Source organism: Archangium violaceum (assembly GCF_016887565.1).
GTDB classification, from domain to species: Bacteria; Myxococcota; Myxococcia; order Myxococcales; family Myxococcaceae; genus Archangium; species Archangium violaceum_B.
The window spans coordinates 5,229,618-5,245,483 of the sequence record NZ_CP069396.1; the positions used below are offsets into that span (position 1 = coordinate 5,229,618).

General features: G+C 71.4%; 7 protein-coding genes, 3 pseudogenes and 1 riboswitch. Of the genes and pseudogenes, 9 read left to right on the plus strand and 1 reads right to left on the minus strand.

Annotated features, from left to right (window positions below):
• The first annotated feature begins 15 nt into the window (after positions 1–15).
• Complete coding sequence (locus JRI60_RS21425) at positions 16–1,152, plus strand: tetratricopeptide repeat protein (protein ID WP_204227694.1); 1,137 nt, start codon at positions 16–18, stop codon at positions 1,150–1,152.
• Between the two features lie 76 nt (positions 1,153–1,228).
• Here JRI60_RS21425 and lexA read toward each other — a convergent pair whose 3' ends face one another.
• Positions 1,229–1,891 (minus strand): transcriptional repressor LexA, encoded by a 663-nt coding sequence (gene lexA / locus JRI60_RS21430; RefSeq protein WP_204227695.1) that lies wholly within the window; start codon positions 1,889–1,891, stop codon positions 1,229–1,231.
• A 251-nt stretch (positions 1,892–2,142) separates the two neighbouring features.
• On the opposite strand from lexA, the pseudogene JRI60_RS21435 reads away from it, so the two are divergent.
• From JRI60_RS21435 to JRI60_RS21460, 8 genes and pseudogenes are all read left to right on the plus strand, one after another.
• A pseudogene (locus JRI60_RS21435) lies at positions 2,143–4,365 on the plus strand (response regulator); the annotation flags it as partial.
• Between the two features lie 162 nt (positions 4,366–4,527).
• A pseudogene (locus JRI60_RS55140) lies at positions 4,528–4,830 on the plus strand (response regulator transcription factor); the annotation flags it as partial.
• A gap of 105 nt (positions 4,831–4,935) precedes the next feature.
• Positions 4,936–5,406: pseudogene (locus tag JRI60_RS55145) on the plus strand (diguanylate cyclase domain-containing protein); the annotation flags it as partial.
• Positions 5,403–7,274 carry a sensor histidine kinase gene (locus tag JRI60_RS21440; protein WP_204227697.1) on the plus strand — a complete coding sequence of 624 codons (1,872 nt, stop codon included), beginning with the start codon at positions 5,403–5,405 and terminating at the stop codon, positions 7,272–7,274. The pseudogene JRI60_RS55145 and the gene JRI60_RS21440, both read left to right, overlap by 4 nt.
• 12 nt (positions 7,275–7,286) lie before the next feature.
• Positions 7,287–8,270: a FecR domain-containing protein gene (locus tag JRI60_RS21445; protein WP_204227698.1), complete on the plus strand. Its 984-nt coding sequence runs from the start codon at positions 7,287–7,289 to the stop codon at positions 8,268–8,270.
• 79 nt (positions 8,271–8,349) lie between these two features.
• Positions 8,350–8,430: riboswitch (cyclic di-GMP riboswitch) on the plus strand.
• Between the two features lie 100 nt (positions 8,431–8,530).
• Positions 8,531–10,270, plus strand: coding sequence for a hypothetical protein (locus JRI60_RS21450; protein ID WP_204227699.1), 1,740 nt, complete (start codon positions 8,531–8,533; stop codon positions 10,268–10,270).
• A gap of 62 nt (positions 10,271–10,332) precedes the next feature.
• Complete coding sequence (locus JRI60_RS21455) at positions 10,333–12,237, plus strand: hypothetical protein (protein WP_204229040.1); 1,905 nt, start codon at positions 10,333–10,335, stop codon at positions 12,235–12,237.
• Positions 12,234–15,830 (plus strand): flagellar motor protein, encoded by a 3,597-nt coding sequence (locus tag JRI60_RS21460; protein ID WP_204227700.1) that lies wholly within the window; start codon positions 12,234–12,236, stop codon positions 15,828–15,830. The genes JRI60_RS21455 and JRI60_RS21460 overlap by 4 nt, the downstream gene beginning before the upstream one ends.
• The last annotated feature ends 36 nt before the right edge of the window (positions 15,831–15,866 follow it).

The following is a 15,866-nucleotide window of genomic DNA, read 5'->3' on the forward strand; positions in this document are numbered from 1 at the left end:
CTGGAGTCTCCGCACATGAACCCGCGCTGGCGTGTCCTGCCCCTCCTCGTCCTCCTCGCCGCCGGTTGTGAGGACCGCCCCTCGCCTCCCGGGCCCAAAGAGCAGGCCGAGGGCTATTACATCAAGGGCACCTCCGAGTACCTCCAGGGTCAGTTCGACGCGGCCATCCTCTCCTTCAACACCATGAAGGAGCTCTCCCCGGAGGATCCCCGCCTGCCCGCCGCCTACGGCGAGGTCTACCTCTCCATGGGCCGCTTCAACGACGCCGCCGCCCAGTTCGAGCTCGCCCTCAAGCGCGACCCCAAGCGCTCCACCAACTGGAGCCGCATGGGCTTCATCCACGCCCAGCTCGGCCGCCTCGACGAGGCCGAGAGCGCCCTGCGCAAGGCCCTCGCCCTCTATCCCCGCGACTACAACGCCCTCGAGCAGCTCGCGGAGATCCACCTCAAGCGCGGCGACAAGGACTCCGCCGTGAGGCACTTCGCCCTCGCCGCCGAGCACTGCCCCGAGGCCAGCAAGGCTCCCCTCGTGCTGCGCGCCGTCGAGGTCCTCACCAACGACGGGCGTCACTCCGATGCCCTCGCCGTGCTCGGGGACTGGGTGGGCAAGGGCGTGCGTTCTCCCGAGCTGCTCTCCGCGCTCGGTGATGAGCAGGTCCGCGCCGGTCAGCTCGTCCCCGCCGCGGCCTCCTATCGCGAGGCCGCCAGCAACTCGCCCAAGGATCCCACCCTGTGGGAGCTCGTCGGGGAGATCTACACGAAGCTCGACAAGCCCGCCGATGCCCTCGCCGCCTACCGCGAGTCCCTCCGCGTGAAGGACCGCGCCATCGTCCATGTGGCCATCGCTCGTCTTCAGCTGGCTCGCAACGAGCGCCAGGCCGCCGAGGAGGAGCTGGGCAAGGCCCTCGAGGCTGTCTCGGGCTCCGATGTCCGTGAGCTCACCGAGCTGTCCGACCTGCTCTCCACCTTCGGGCGCAAGCCGGATGCGCTGCGCATCCTCATCAACCTCAGCGCCGAGCCGGACCACTCCAAGGACCTGAACCTGCAGCTGCGCACCGCGGGACTAGCCCGCGAGCTCAAGGACGAGGCCACTGTCCGCACGGTGTGTGACCGCATCGCGAACAGCGGGGTGAAGCTCAAGAAGTGCCCTTGAAAGCAGGGGGCCACGGGGTTTGACCCCCGGAGGCCCCTATACCCTCACCCCGGCCCTCTCCCAGAGGGAGAGGGGGTCAGATCTTCCCGCCGGGCAGCTTGCGGTACACGCCTACCACCTGGCCCAGGATCATCGTCGAGCGGAACTCCGCCTTGCTCACGTAGATGGGCTGCATCGTGGCGTTCGCCGGCTGGAACCGGATTCGCTCTCCCTCCGGGTAGTAGCGCTTCACCGTGGCCTCGTCCTCGATGAGCGCCACCACGATGTCTCCGGCCTGCGCCTGCGGCGTCTTCCGCACGAAGAGGTAGTCCCCGTCGAAGATGCCGTCGTCGATCATCGAGTTGCCCTTCACCCGGAGTGCGAAGACCTCGCGCCCCTGGCCGCCCAGCAGGAAGCTGTCGATGCGGACCGAGTCCTCCACGTTCTCCTGAGCCAGCAGGGGAGCGCCCGCCGCTACCTTGCCCAGCAGCGGTACCTCCACCATCCCCGACTCCTTCCTCACCCCCAGACCCAGCAGCAGCCTCGCCCGCTTGGTCGGCACCAGCGAGCGGCTCTGCTGCTCGCCCCGGTTGAGGTACCCCTTGCGCTCGAGTGCCTTGAGGTGATCGTTCACCCCGTTGGTCGAGCGGATATCCATCTCCTCGCCAATCTCCCGGATCGTCGGAGGGAAGCCCCTCGACTCCGTCTCCTTGACGATGAAGGCCAGGATTTCCCGCTGGCGTTCCGTCAGCTCTTCCATGCCTCGCTCCCTCGTCTGGTGGGCAACCCACCGGCGCAACAGGCTTTCAGTACCGTCATGCTCCCTGAACATACGTATAGAGTCAATTCGTTCAAGGCTGAGCACGCACAATCCGTGTGGGTCCGCCGTGGCCCAACAGACCCTGGGGTCTCCTCCCGTCTGCGCGTAGACTTCCGGACATCTTGTCCGAGCACCGACACACCCTCTTGTTGGTCGACGACGAACCCGACGTCATCGACCTCCTCGTGCGCATGTTCCAGCGGCGCTACCACGTGCTCTCGGCCGGCTCAGGCCCCGAGGCGCTGGCCCTGCTGCGGCAGCACCCGGTGGATGTGCTGATCACCGATCAGCGCATGCCAGAGATGACGGGCATCGAGCTGGTCACCGCCGCTCGCGCCGAGGGTATCGATGTCACCGCGCTGCTGCTCACCGGGTACACGGACCCCGAGGACATCATCGCCGCCATCAACCGCGGCCAGGTGTACCGCTACATCACCAAGCCGTGGGACCTGAACGACCTGCTCATCACCGTGAAGAACGCGGTGGAGTACACGCAGTTGCGCCGCGACAAGGAGCGGCTGCTGCGCCAGCTCCACCAGCGCGTCGAGGCGCTCGGCGTGCTCTACGAGGTGAGCCGGGCCAGCGCCGGCGAGCCGCTCGGCTATGACGCCATCATCGATCGCGTCCTCACCGCGGTGTCGCGCGTGCTGCCCTATGACTGTGGCGCCGCCCTCATCGCCGTGGGGTGGGATCGCACCGCCACGCTGCGTCTGCGCTGCCAGGGCACCGTCGTCGGTGAGAAGGCCCTGCTGGGTGTGAAGGAGTCCATGCTGGCCGCGTGGAGTCAGCGCTCGGGGCTGGTGCTGCCCGAGGATCGCGTCATCACCCACGTCACCGGCACCACCACCCAGGACGCCGCCGCCCCGGCCACCTGGGTCAGCCAGCTCACCGTCGCCCTCACCGCCGGGGGCCGCCCCGTGGGAGTGCTGTCCCTCTTCTCCCAGCGTCCCTGCGTCTACTCCGAGGAGGACGGCGCGCTGCTCGACACGCTCGCCAACCAGACGGCGGACGCCATCCAGTCCCTGCGCACCTCCGAGGAGGCCTCGCGCCAGCGCATGGAGCGCATGGTCGAGTCCATGGCCGACGGGGTCATCCTCACCGACGAGAAGAACGAGATCGTCGTGCTCAACCCCGTCGCGCGCGGCCTGCTGGCGCTGGGCGAGGGCCCCGCTCCGGATGCCGGCAAGCGGCTGAGCGAGAAGCTCGGGTTCGATCCCTTCGAGCTGGTGCGCGGCTGGGAGTACGGCGGCGCCCAGGTGCTGCGCGAGGAGCTGAAGCTCGACGAGCGCACCATCCACACCACCGTCACTCCGGTGAACGACGCGCGCGGGGTGCTGCGTGGCGTGTGCGTGGTGCTGCGCGACGTCACCGAGCAGAAGCAGCTCGAGGAGCGCAAGGACGAGTTCGTCCACATGGTGAGCCATGAGCTGCGCACGCCGCTCACCTCCATCTCCGGCTCGTTGGACCTGGTGCTCAACTTCCTGTCCAACGACATGAACGAGAAGCAGCGCCGCTACCTCATGCTGGCGCGCGACTCGACGGAGAAGCTCAACGCCATCGTGGACGACCTGCTGGACCTGGCCAAGTTCGCCAAGGGCCGGCTGCGGATGAACTTCGAGTGGGCCTACGTGGACGACCTGGTGCGCCGCGCGGTGGAGAAGTACGGCCCCGCCTTCATGGAGAGGCGCGTCAAGGTGTCCGCCGGCCTGCCGCAGCACGGATTGAGGATGCTGGCGGATCCCAACCGCCTCACCCAGGTCCTCAACAACCTGCTCACCAACGCCGCCAAGTTCACCCCCGAGAATGGCGAGGTGCGGCTGGAGCTCAAGGCCACCTCGGCGGTGCCCGGCTACGTGGCCCTCACGTGTTGGAACAGCGGCGAGCCCATCTCCGAGGAGAACCTGGAGCGCATCTTCGACCGCTTCGAGCAGGCGCGCACCAAGGCCAACCGCACCGTGCGGGGGACCGGGCTCGGCCTGGCCATCTGCCGCAACATCGTGGAGGCCCACGCCGGCCACATCTGGTGCGAGCCCTGCCATGACGGTGTGCGCTTCGTGGTGGTGCTCCCCGTGGAGCCTCCCGCCGAGTACCTGCGGCCGGATGGGCTGGACTTCAACCAGAAGCGCAAGCCCGAGCGGCGGGGTGGGCTGGTGCTCGTCGAGTCCGAGCCGGACATCGGCTACATCACCAAGGCCCTGCTGCGCGCTCGCGGCTACGAGGTGCGTCTCGCCACCAGCTCCGAGGAGGGGCTCACCCAGGCGCGCACCCTCCGTCCGGATGCCCTGCTGGTGGATGCCCGGATGCCCATCATCGACGGCCTGCGGCTGGCGGAGATCCTCCGGCATGATCCGGACACGCGCCAGTCGCCGCTGCTCCTCTTCTCCGCCTTCGACGAGCGCCAGCGCGCCTTCCGGGCCGGGGCGGACGCCTTCCTGTCCATGCCGCTGCAGGGGGATCGGCTGCTGGCCACCGTGGACTCGCTGGTGCGCGGACGCGCCGGCCAGCACCACGGCCGCGTGCTGGTGGTGGACGACGACGAGAAGGTGGTCGCCATCTGCCGCGAGGTGCTGGTGAGCCTCGGCTACGAGGTGCAGGTGGCCTCCACCCTGGAGGAGGCCCACCGCTCCCTGCGCGAGCGCCGCCCGGACGTGCTGCTGCTCGACGTGCAGCTGCCCGACGGCGATGGCTACCTCTTCCTCGAGGAGCTCAAGTCCGAGCGCGCCAGTGGCTACATCTCCGTCATCTTCATCTCCGCCCGCACCGAGACGGGCGCCAAGGTGCGCGCTCTCAAGCTCGGCGCCGACGACTACCTCACCAAGCCCTTCGACGCGCTGGAGCTGGGCGCTCGCGTGGAGACCGTCCTGCGCCGCAAGGAGCAGGAGCTGGGCGCCTCGCCCACCACGCAGCTCCCCGGCTCGGGCGCCATCGAGCGCGAGGTGCAGCGCCGGCTCGCCGAGCGCCAGCCCTTCGCCTTCTGCTACCTCGATCTGGACAACCTCAAGGCCTACAACGACTACTACGGCTTCGCGAAGGCCGACGGCGTCATCCGCCAGACGGGAGATCTGCTGCGCGAGGTGTTCGGCCAGGAAGGCCTGCCCGGCGACTTCCTCGGGCACGTGGCGGGCGACGACTTCGTCTTCGTCACCTCTCCCGAGAGCGTGGATCGCATCTGCCAGCGCGCCATCGAGTCCTTCGACGGCATCATCCCGCTCTACTACGACAAGCAGGACCGGGAGCGCGGCTACATCGAGACGGATGACCGCTACGGGGAGAAGCGCAAGTTCCCCATCATGAGCGTGTCCGTGGTGGCGGTGCTGAGCGATGGCCTGGCCCCGGATCATGCCGAGCTGGCGCGGCGGGCCGCGGACATGAAGAAGCGCGCCAAGGCCATCCAGGGCTCCGTCTACCTGCGCAGCGATCGTGAGCTGGCGATGAGCCGGACGGCCGCTGGATGAAGCTCTACCAGCAGCTCGTCCTCTTCATGTTCGCCGCCACGGTGCTCCCCCTGGCGGCGATGGGCTTCCTGCTGCTGTCGCGCGCGGAGTCAGAGCTGGCCGGGCGCATCGTCTCCGAGCAGCGCATCATCGCCGTCACCACCGCGGAGAGCGTGTCCGCTGAGCTGGTGAAGACGGTGGATGTGATCGCCCGCTCGGCGGAGGCCATCCCCTGGGAGCACGCCACCCCCGAGGAGTTCCGCGGCGCCCTGTCGCTCCTCTACGAGCAGTCTCCCGCCGTCAGCGCGGTGCTGCACCTGGACTCGGAGGGCCTGCCGCAGGGGCCTCCCATCTTCCGGGCCGCCGGTGAGAGCGAGCATCCGGGGTTCGAGCCCTCCGGTGCACCGGCGCTCGCCCAGGCGGTGCCAGTGCAGACGCTGCGCCGTGGCAACAAGGGACAGGCCGCCCTGGGCCGCGTCTACGCGCACGCCCCCAGCGGTCGCGCGGCGGTGGCGGTGGCGGTGAAGCTGGGCAACGGGGAGGCCGCCCCCTACGCCATCCTGGAGATCGTTCTCTCGGATCTGGAGGAGATGCTGGTGCGGCATGCCGGGGACTCGCCGGGCTACATCGACCTGGTGGACGCCTCCTCCGCGCGCGTCCTCGCCAGCTCCCTGCCGGAGCGGCGCCTGCGGCCCTTGGACTCCGCGCTGGCCGCCTGGCTCTCCTCGGGAGGCGAGCAGGTGCGCGGCTTCCGCATGGGGGACCCCGTTCAGCGGGTAAGCACCGCGCGAGTGCCCCGCGTCCCCGGCTTCGACGTGGTGGTGGCGGTGGACGAGGCCGTCGCCCTGGCGCCGGTGCGCGCCATGCGCCGCACGGTGCTGCTGTCCCTCTTCGCGGCCTTCGTGGTGTTGCTCGCCCTGGGAGGGCTCTACACCCGCCGGGTCAACCGCCGCCTGTCCGAGGTGGTGGCCGGGGTCGACGCCTTCGGCCGTGGCGAGCTGGACCGCCGTGTCCGGCTGGAGGGCGATGACGAGCTCACCGACCTGGCCTACGCCTTCAACCGCATGGGCGGCGAGCTGGAGGCCGCCCGCGCGAAGCTGATGCGCTGGAACGATGACCTCAAGGCCCGGGTGGACGAGGCCACCGCCGAGCTGCGCGATGCCCAGTCCCAGCTGCTCGAGGCCCAGAAGCTCGCCGCGGTGGGCCAGCTCGGCGCCGGCGTGGCCCATGAAATCAACAACCCCCTGGCCGGCATCCTCGGCAACACCCAGCTGCTGATGCTCGAGCGCGACGAGAAGGATCCCGACTTCGACGCACTGCGAAAGATCGAGCTGAGCGCCAAGCGCTGCAGGGAGATCACCCAGAACCTGCTGCGCTTCTCCCAGCAGCGCGCCAGGCCCGAGCTGCGCTCGGTGGATCTCAACACCATCATCCGCGACGCGCTCTCGCTCTCGGAGAATCAGATCCGCGGGGAGGGAATCTCCCTGCTCACCGAGCTGGTCTCCCCACCCGTCAGGGTGAAGGCGGACCCGGGGCACCTGTCCCAGGTGGTGCTGGCCATGCTGTCCAACGCGCGCACCGCGATGATGAAGAGCGAGACGAAGCGGCTCGTGCTGCGCACCGGCGAGCGGGGCGGGCGCGGCTTCCTCGAGGTGGAGGACACGGGCAAGGGCATCGCCCCCGAGCACCGCTCGCGCATCTTCGAGCCCTTCTTCACCACCAAGGACGTCTGGACCAACGTGGGCCTGGGCCTGTCGGTGGCCTGGCGGGCCGTCAGCGAGGCGGGCGGCACCATCGACGTGCGCACGGAAGTGGGGCAGGGCACCTGCTTCACCGTGTGGTTGCCGGTGGCTGCCGAAGGTGTGAGTCCCGGCACGCGTCTGAGGTAGTTTCCAGGCCCCATGGACGCCCCCCGCTCCCCCCGGCGCACCGTTCGCTTCCTGATCGCGCTCGCCGCCATCCTGGCGGCGCTGCCCCTGGGCTATTTCCTCTTCCTCCACGAGCCTCCTCCGGCCGCCGCTCCTCCGCCCGCGCCCGTCGTGGAGCGGGAGGCTCCGCCGCCCCAACAGCGGCCCCCGGAGGCGCAGCGCGTGCTGAAGCTGGAGGAGATCCACGGCACGGTGGAGGTGCGCCGCGGCAATGGGGAGTGGCACGCGGTCCGCCCCGGCGAGTCCCTGCACCCCTCGGACGCGGTGCGCACCCTAGAGGGCTCCTACGCGGTGCTCGTCAACGGCGAGACGGTGGAGGTCCGCATGGAGGCCGGCACCGAGGTGTCCATCGAGGCGCTCACCGACACCCTCTCCCGCCTCATGCTCGCCAACGGTATGACGACGACCCGCGTCAAGCCCGGCACCCGGCAGACCTTCGAGGTGCGGGCCGCCGGCAGTGACGCCGTGGCCCGGACCGAGGGCGGTCGCTTCACCATGAGCAACAACGGCGCGGGCACCGTCGCCGTGGGCACCCAGGAGGGCGAGGTCGCCTTCATCGGCCAGGGCAAGGTCGTCATCGTCCGCGCCGGTCAGCAGTCCATCGTCCGCCCCGGCCGCGGGCCCTCGGATCCCACCCCCATCCCCACCAGCCTCCTGCTCAAGATGAACTGGCCCGCCCGCCCCACGCTCACCAGGCGCCAGATGGTCGTCTCCGGGCAGACCGAGCCCGGCAGCCATGTGGACGTCGAGGGACGCATCATCCCCACGGACGAAGAGGGTCGCTTCTCCCAGACCGTCCCCCTCGGGGAGGGTCGCAACACCGTGCGGGTCCACGCCCGCTCCGTGGGGGGCCTGCGCCAGGAGCTGAAACACGAGCTGAACGTGGATACGACCCCTCCCAGCCGGGTCACCGTCGACCCGGGGATGTGGAATGACCCACGTCCGGACAGCCAATGATAGCAGGCTGACAGACGAGCGGCGGGGCAACGGGTGGCCGGGCCCGCGAATTGCACGGTCTCAGGTGCTGAGAGTCGTCCTTGTACAAGGGCAATCCCGGGCGAAAGCCCAGGTGCGCAAAGCCGTGGGGCCCGAGGGATGGCCGGCCATGGCTGCCGTGGGAGGTGGCGCGGGTTGGCGCCTGGGGGGCTGAGCTCGGGAAAACCCTTTGTCGTGAGGATGGGTCTTCCCGCCCGAAGTACCACCGGAGGTCAGCCACGATGCTGCGGACGCCCATCCTGCTTGTGTGCCTGCTGCCCGCGCTGGCCCTTGGCCAGACCGTCGGGGCGCCGTTGCACGGCAAATCGCTGGTCATCGACAACGGACCTGGAGACCAGACGGACCCCCACGTGAGCGGTCCGGTGGTGGCCTACACGCAGCGGCTGAGCATCAGCAGCAGTGAGATCCGCTACCGCGACGTCCTCACGGGCCAGGCTGGGGTGATCCCCAACGAGGGAGGATTCGACTCCAGCGCCGACGTCAGCGGAGACACGGTGGTCTTCACCCGCACCACCGGCGGCAACCGCGTCTACCGCTTCAATGTTCGCAAGGGGGAGACGGCGGAGGAGCTCGCCCCCCGCACGGGAGCGGACCGGCGCGCCGTCGCCATCGGCAAGCAGACGGTGGCGTGGCAGGAGCTGGGCTACACCGCTGGCTCCAGGCCGGCGGAGATCTTCGCCTACCGCATGGACTCGCCGGCGGCGCTCACCCTGCTGACGGATGACCTGCGCCTGGACAGGACGCCCGCCGTCAGCGCGGATGGGTCGGCGGTGGTCTGGGTGAAGTGCGCCACCAGCAGCGACGGGTGCGACGTCTGGTCGGCTCGCGCGGTCGAGGGGGGCTACGAGGTCACTCAGCTCACGGGGACGGAGGGCGAGGAGTCCACGCCCGACAGCAACGGCGAGGTGGCGGTGTACGCCATCTCGCGCACCGTCAATGGTGTGTTGGAGTCGGACATCGCCTGGCAGCCGGTGGGGGGCGGCCAGGCCCGGGTCCTCCCGCTGCCGGGAACGGACTCCAACCCCAACATCAGCGGCCCGCTGATCGCCTTCGAGCAGAAGGATTCCTCCGGCACGACCTCCAATGTCGACGTCATGCTGTACGACCTGCGCACGCAGACGTACTACCGCCTCACCGACACGCCGGAGAGCGAGACGCTCAGCGACATCAGCGTGGAGCCGGGGGGTCTGGTGCGCGTGGTGTGGGCGGTGCGGCAGGACGGCGAGCTCAACGTCTACGCCTACGTATTCCGCCTGCCGACGGACTGCGCGTCGACACCGACCATCGAGAATCCGGCCGCCGTGTGCTCCCTGCCCGGGGCCCGGCCGCTGCTGGGCACCCTTCAGGTGACCCGACCCTCGGGGGCCTCGGAAGTGGTCTCCCTCCAGCTCGAGGCCCGGGGCACCGGCGTGCTGTGCGTGGACAACGGCTACAAGGGGACGCCGGCCACCGCGGGCTGGGTGTGGCTCGGCCCGGGGCTGCACGTGGGACCCGAGTCCTTCGGGCTCGAGGTGCCGGGCGTGGCCAAGGCGGTGCCGCTGCAGGGCGGCTTCAAGCTGTCCGCCCGGGCCGATGGCGTGACCGGCAGTGCCTTCCAGGTGCGCGTCTACGGTGAGCCGTCGTGCGATGTCGGGCTGGGGGACGATTCGACCAAGGAGGGGGGGGAGCTGCGCTACGGCCAGCTCGTGCCCTCCGTGCCCCTGGGCTCCGGTGGGGCGAAGGGACGTCTGCCGCGCACCTTCGTGCCGAGCGGGTACGAGGGGCTGGCGAAGGCGTCGGGCAGTGGCTCCGGCACGGGCGGCTCGGGGCTGGTGGAGGGCGGCGAGGCTCCGCTGAAGCCGTTCCCGGGCTGTGGCGTGGGGGGCGGCCCGGTGTCCCTGCTGGGCGTGTGGCTGCTGGCCGCGGTGTCGTTCCGTGACAGGACCGCCCGGACTCGGGCCCGTGCCACCGGGCGTCGATAGAATTTCGGGCACGGCATGCTCGCTGGTAATTTACCGACCCTCTGAACCTCCTATTGCCAGCGCTGCTGCTGGTCGCCACCGCGGCCTCGGCGGACACGCTTGACATCCTGGGCCCCTCCGCGGCCGTGCCACCCGAGGGCTTCTCCATCGCCCTGGTGCGCCGGGATGCCACCGGTGTGCCCGTGTCCGCGGAGGGGCTCTCCGTGTCCGCGAGCGGGGCTCGGCTCACCCCCGGGCCCGAGCAGCCGCCGTTGCGCACGTTCCTGGTCATCCCCGAGCCGGGCGCGCGGGAGGTGCGGGTCAGCGCCGCGGGAGCGGGGCTCGGGGCCGAGGCCCGGTACGTGCTGGGGCCGCCGGTCACCCAGGTGTCGCTCGAGTTGGATCCTCCCGCGCCGGTGAAGGGGCGGGACAAGGAGGCTCGGCTCACGGTGCGGATGCTCGGCGCGGACGGCTCGCCGGAAGACTCCGGGGCGCCCCCCGTGTTGCGGGCCAACGTGGGCCGGGTGGAGGGGCTCGCGCGTACCGGGCCCGGTACCTGGCGGGCCCGCTATGTGCTGCCGGACACGCGCTACCCGGAGGTGGCCATCCTGGTGGCCCTCTCGGCGTGGCCCCACCCGCAGTCCATCCATGGGGCCTACGGCAAGGTGCTGGTGCCGCTGGCCACCTCGGTGGAATTGCCGGGCCGTACCGAGCCGAACGCGCAGCTCTCCGTCACCATCGCCGGCGCGACCTTCGGGCCGGTGAAGGCGGCACCGGACGGGCGTTTCCGGGTTCCCGTCATCGTTCCCCCCGGCCACCGCTTCGGCCAGGCGCGCGCGGTGGACGCGGCGGGCAACGTGCGGCGCTCGCGGATGGATCTGGCGCTGCCTGCCACCGACGGGCTGGCGTGCGTGCTCAACCCGCAGCGGCTCCCGGCGGATGGTGTCTCCCGGGCTCGCATGCTGTGCGCCACCAGTGATGCCTTCGGCCAGCCGGTGCTGGATGCGCGGGTGTCGGCCACGGCCCGTCATGGTGCTTTGCGCGGCCCCACGCGCGCCGAGGGCGGTCTGTTCGAGTGGATCTACACCGCTCCGAAGATGCAGCCCTCGGAGCCGGATCGCTTGGTGGCCCAGTGGCCGGAGCGCGGGGCCAGCTCGCGCGAGGAGCTGTCGCTGCAACTCGTGCAGGGGCCCGTGGCGAGCGTCTCCCTGTCCCTGCCCGAGCCGATGGTGCACCTGGGCTCGACGGTGGCCGTCACCCTCACCGCGCGGGACGCCCTGGGCCAGCCGAGGCCCGGGGCCCTGGCGGAGGTGGAGTCGTCGGTGGGCACGTTCGGCCCGGTGCGCGAGGAGGCTCCGGGGGTCCTCACCAGCACCTGGACACTGCCGCCCGAGGGCCCGTCGGGTGAGACGGTGGTGAGAGCGGGGGCGTATGGCCCCGCCGGCACGGAACCGGCGCGCTTGAGCATCTGGGTGCAGCGGAGCGAGCTGTACGTGGGCGTGACGGACCTGGTGGGCCTGCCGGTACCGGCGCAAACCTTGCGCGTGGGCGACGAGGAGTGGGTGACGGGGGCGGGAGGCGCGGTGGCGATCGGTTCCTTTCGCCCGGGCCGGGTGGAGGTGGTGCATGGCCAGTGGCCCGGCCTGCGGCAGACGGTCTACGTGGTGGCCGAGGGCGGGCCGGTGTTCCCGCTGGGGCGGGCGCTCGCACCGGCCACGGCGGAGCGGGCGGTGCGACTGGCGCCCTCCGTGCCGGTGAACGTGCGGCTGAAGGTGGAGGGCTCGCGCGTCACGTTCTGGGTGGAGGACGCCTCGGGCCGGCTGCTGGAGGGGCGGAAGGTCCACATCGCGCTGTCCGCGGGCGAGCGGAGTGAGGTGGCGGAGAAGGAGGGCCGCGGCAGCTTCGTCGTGAAGCATGAGGGGCCGGTGAGCGTGTCCGTGGCGGACGTGGCCACCGGCGTCACCGCGCTCGCCGAGGTGCGGCCGTGAAGGCGGCCGGGTGGGGGGTGTGCCTGCTGCTGCTGCTGCTCCCGGACATCGCGCGGGCGCAGCTGGCGCGGGTGGAGCCACCGGAGCTGGGCGCGGCCATCGTCGGACGCGTGTGCCGGGACCTGGACGGGGATGGGCGCTGCGCTCCCGAGGAGCCGGGGCTGCCCGACGTCCGGTTGGTGCTGGCCACCGGCCGCGAGGTGCGCACGGACGCCCGGGGCCGCTACCACTTCGCGGAGGTGGACGCGCGCGGTCCCGACGTGACGGGCGGCGTGCACCTGCGGCCGGGCCGGCAACGGCTGCGGTTGGATGCGCGGACGCTGCCTCCGGACAGCGAGGCCGCTCCCGAGGCCGTCACGGTGGAGGTGCCCTGGGCCGCCATGGTGCTCCAGGACTTCGCGGTGCGCACGAAGGCCGAGCCCACCACTCCGCTGTCACGCTCCTATGAGGTGTCGCCCCCCTCGGCGGCGGTGGTCCCGGGCGGAGTGGACTTCCTCGTGGCCGGGAAGGCCTCGCCGGGGGACGTGGTGACGGTGGGGAGCATTCCGGCGGAGGTGGACGCGGAGGGTTCCTGGCGCGTGCGCGTCCGGCTCGAGCCCGGGGAGAACGTGCTGCCCATCTCCGCCCTCGGGACCGGGAACACCCTGCGCCTCTTCCGCCAGCGCATCGACGTGGTGTCGCGCGAAGGGAGCCTGCTCGTCATCCCCCGCGAGCCCGAGCCCGTGGGAGCGTTCCGGTTGCCGGGCGAGCGTGGGAAGCCCGTGGCCAGCGGCACCTCCTCGCTGCTCGCCGAGTTCCCCGCGGGCACGCGCATCCGCGCGCCCCGGGGCGAGGTGACGGTGGGGCCGGAGGGGACCGCGCTGGTGCCGCTGGTGCTCGTGCCGATCCACAACCCGGTGGACCTGGTGGTGCTGCGTCCCGGCGAGCCGGCGCGGACGGTGATGCTGACGTTGCTGGCGGAGCCGCGGCCTTTCGCGGTGGGCCTGCTGGACGTGGAGGCCACGCTGTCGCCCGTCACCGGGGACTTCCGGCTGCGAGGGCGGGGCGCTGCCCATGGCGAGGCACGCCTGGGCCCCTTCTCCCTGACCGGCGAGCTGGACTTGCGAGACACCGACGTGGACACCCTGCGCGAGCGGCCGCTGGCGGACTGGCTGCGTGTCCGCCTTCCCCGGTTGGATCGGGCGCCGGATCCGGATCTGGCCATTCCCGAGTGGGGGGACACGTCCGTGGGCCTCACGCCGAACCCCGCCGAGAGCCGCCTGCGGCTGGAGGTGCGCCATGAGAAGTTCGGCCGGGTGGGTCTGGGGACGTACCGGGCGCTGGAGGCGGAAGGGGAGGTGGGCCGCTACCACCGGCCGTTGTTCGGTCCCTTCGCGGAGCTGGCCGCGAATCTGGGGCAGCTGCGCGCGGGAGTGAATGCCTTCGCCGGAGGGCTGGCGGATCCCACGCGGTCGCTCTCCGCCGTGCCCGCGTACGAGGAGCTGCGCACCACGGGCGGCAGCCTCTACTACCTGGGCTCGGGGTCGGTGGCGGAGGGCTCGGAGCTGCTGCGCGTGGAGCTGCGCGACGGCGTCACCGGCCTGCCGTTCGCCGAGCGGCACCTGGTGCGAGGCAGGGACTACGACATCGACTACACGGCGGGCCGCATCCTGCTCGCGCGCCCGCTGTCCCTCATCGCCGGACAGGCGCTGCTGCGCACGGATCCCCTGACGGCGGCACCGGAGCCCGTCCTCTGCGCGCAGTACGCCGTGCTGACGGTGGCCTCCCCGACCGACACCGCCGGAGGCGAGGCCTGGGCGGAGTGGGGGCGCAACCGGGTGTCCCTGTCCGCCGTGCGCGAGCAGCGCGAGGGGCGCCCCTACGTGCTCCTCTCCGGGCACGCGTTCGCCAGGCTGGGCGGCTATTCGCTGTGGGCCGAGGTGGCCCGGAGCCAGGGCTCGGCGGTGCTGCCGGAGCTGTTCGGGGTGTCGGACGACGGAGGCCTCACCTGGCTCCGGCCGGACGAGGAGTGGGCACCGCAGGGAGGAGATGCCCTGGGGCTGCGCCTGCGCGGGCCGGGACTCTTCGGCAGGGGCGGCGTGGACGCGGCCTTCCGCCGGCGCACGGCGGGCTACTCCGATGGAACGCACACGGACACCCGGTCCTTCCGTCAGCTCTCCCTGCGCGCGGTGCAGCCGCTGGGCGCCTTGCACCTGAAGCTGCTGGCGGATGACCGGCTCTCGGCGGATCCGCGGTGGCCCTTCGCGGATGTGTCGCTGGGGGCGCGCACGCTGGGCGTGGGTGTGGACTACGAGAGGGGGGAGTGGGGCGTGGGCGTGGAGCTGCGTGACGCCAGCCTGCGGGCCCGCGACGCGACCGGCGAGGGTCCATTGCTCGAGGGAGGAAGGACGTCGGCGGGGATCCACGGGCACTACTCGGTGAACGAGTGGCTGCGCGTGTCGGCCGGCCACCGGCAGGCGCTGGTGCTGCGCGGCGAGGGCCCGGGCCGGGTGGATGACTCCTTCACCTCGGCGGGCGTGGACGTGGGGGTGCGTAACGATGCCATGGTGGGCGTGCGCGGCGGCTGGGGACCCGAGCTGGGACCGCTGGCCTGGGTGCAGGGCACGTGGCGCCGGGGCGAGGACGTCTACTACGGCAGCTACTCGGTGGACGTGGATGGGCCGGACTTCGGCGCCGGCCGCGCGGTGAGCGGGGCGCACACGGACCTGTCGCACGGGACGAGCCTCTTCGTGGAGGATGTTGCCGCGCATGACGCCACCGCGGTGCGTCTGGCGAGGGCGGTGGGCTTTCGGCAGACCCTCTTCGGCGCGCTGAACGTGAGCGCGCGCTACGAGCGGGGTGTGCGCTCTCCCCTGGACGTGCCGGACCCGCTGCGGCGCGACGTGGCGAGCCTCTCCGGGCAGCTCGTCCTGGAGCGCTTCCGGGCCGACGGGCGCGTGGAGCTGGGCTTCGCGCGGGGCGTGCCGGTGCGCGGCTCGACGGAGCCGATGGATCGCATCCAGGCGGTGATGGTGCTCGCGGCGGAGGCGGTGCTGCGCGAGGACCTGACGATCTCCGGGCGGATGAACTACAGCCGCTCGTATCAGCGGGAGACGCGGCAGGCGGAGGCACGGCTGCTCGAGGGCTATGCGGCACTGGCCTGGAGGCCGGGGCCGTTCCTGCTGGTGGCGCGCTACGGGCTGACGCGCGAGCTGCTGCCCGGCGAGCGCGCCGCCTTCGGGGAGCGAGCCCAGCAGATCATTTCACTGCTACCGGCGGTGCGTCTGGGGGATCGCTTCGCGCTGGCGGCGGGGCTGCATGTGGGGCGGAGCAACCGGGGCGATGTTGCGATATGGGTAGTGACCAGCTCGCTGCGTCCTTCGGTGCGAGTGGTGGACGGGGTGGAGGTGGCGGTGGAGGCGGCGCTGCGTTCGGTGGCGCCCGAGGGCGACGATGCGTTGGGTTCTCTACGTGGCGAGGTGGCGTACCGGGTGAACGAGCGGTTGCGTGTGGCCGCTGGCTATACGCTGCTGGGGTTCACCGGGACGGGCTTGACGGAGGAGGCACGCGATGGTTCCGACAGGCTCTATCTTCGGGCGGAGCTGGCGTACTAGCGGCGGGTGGGGCGCGCGCCTGCGGCTCCTGGCCGC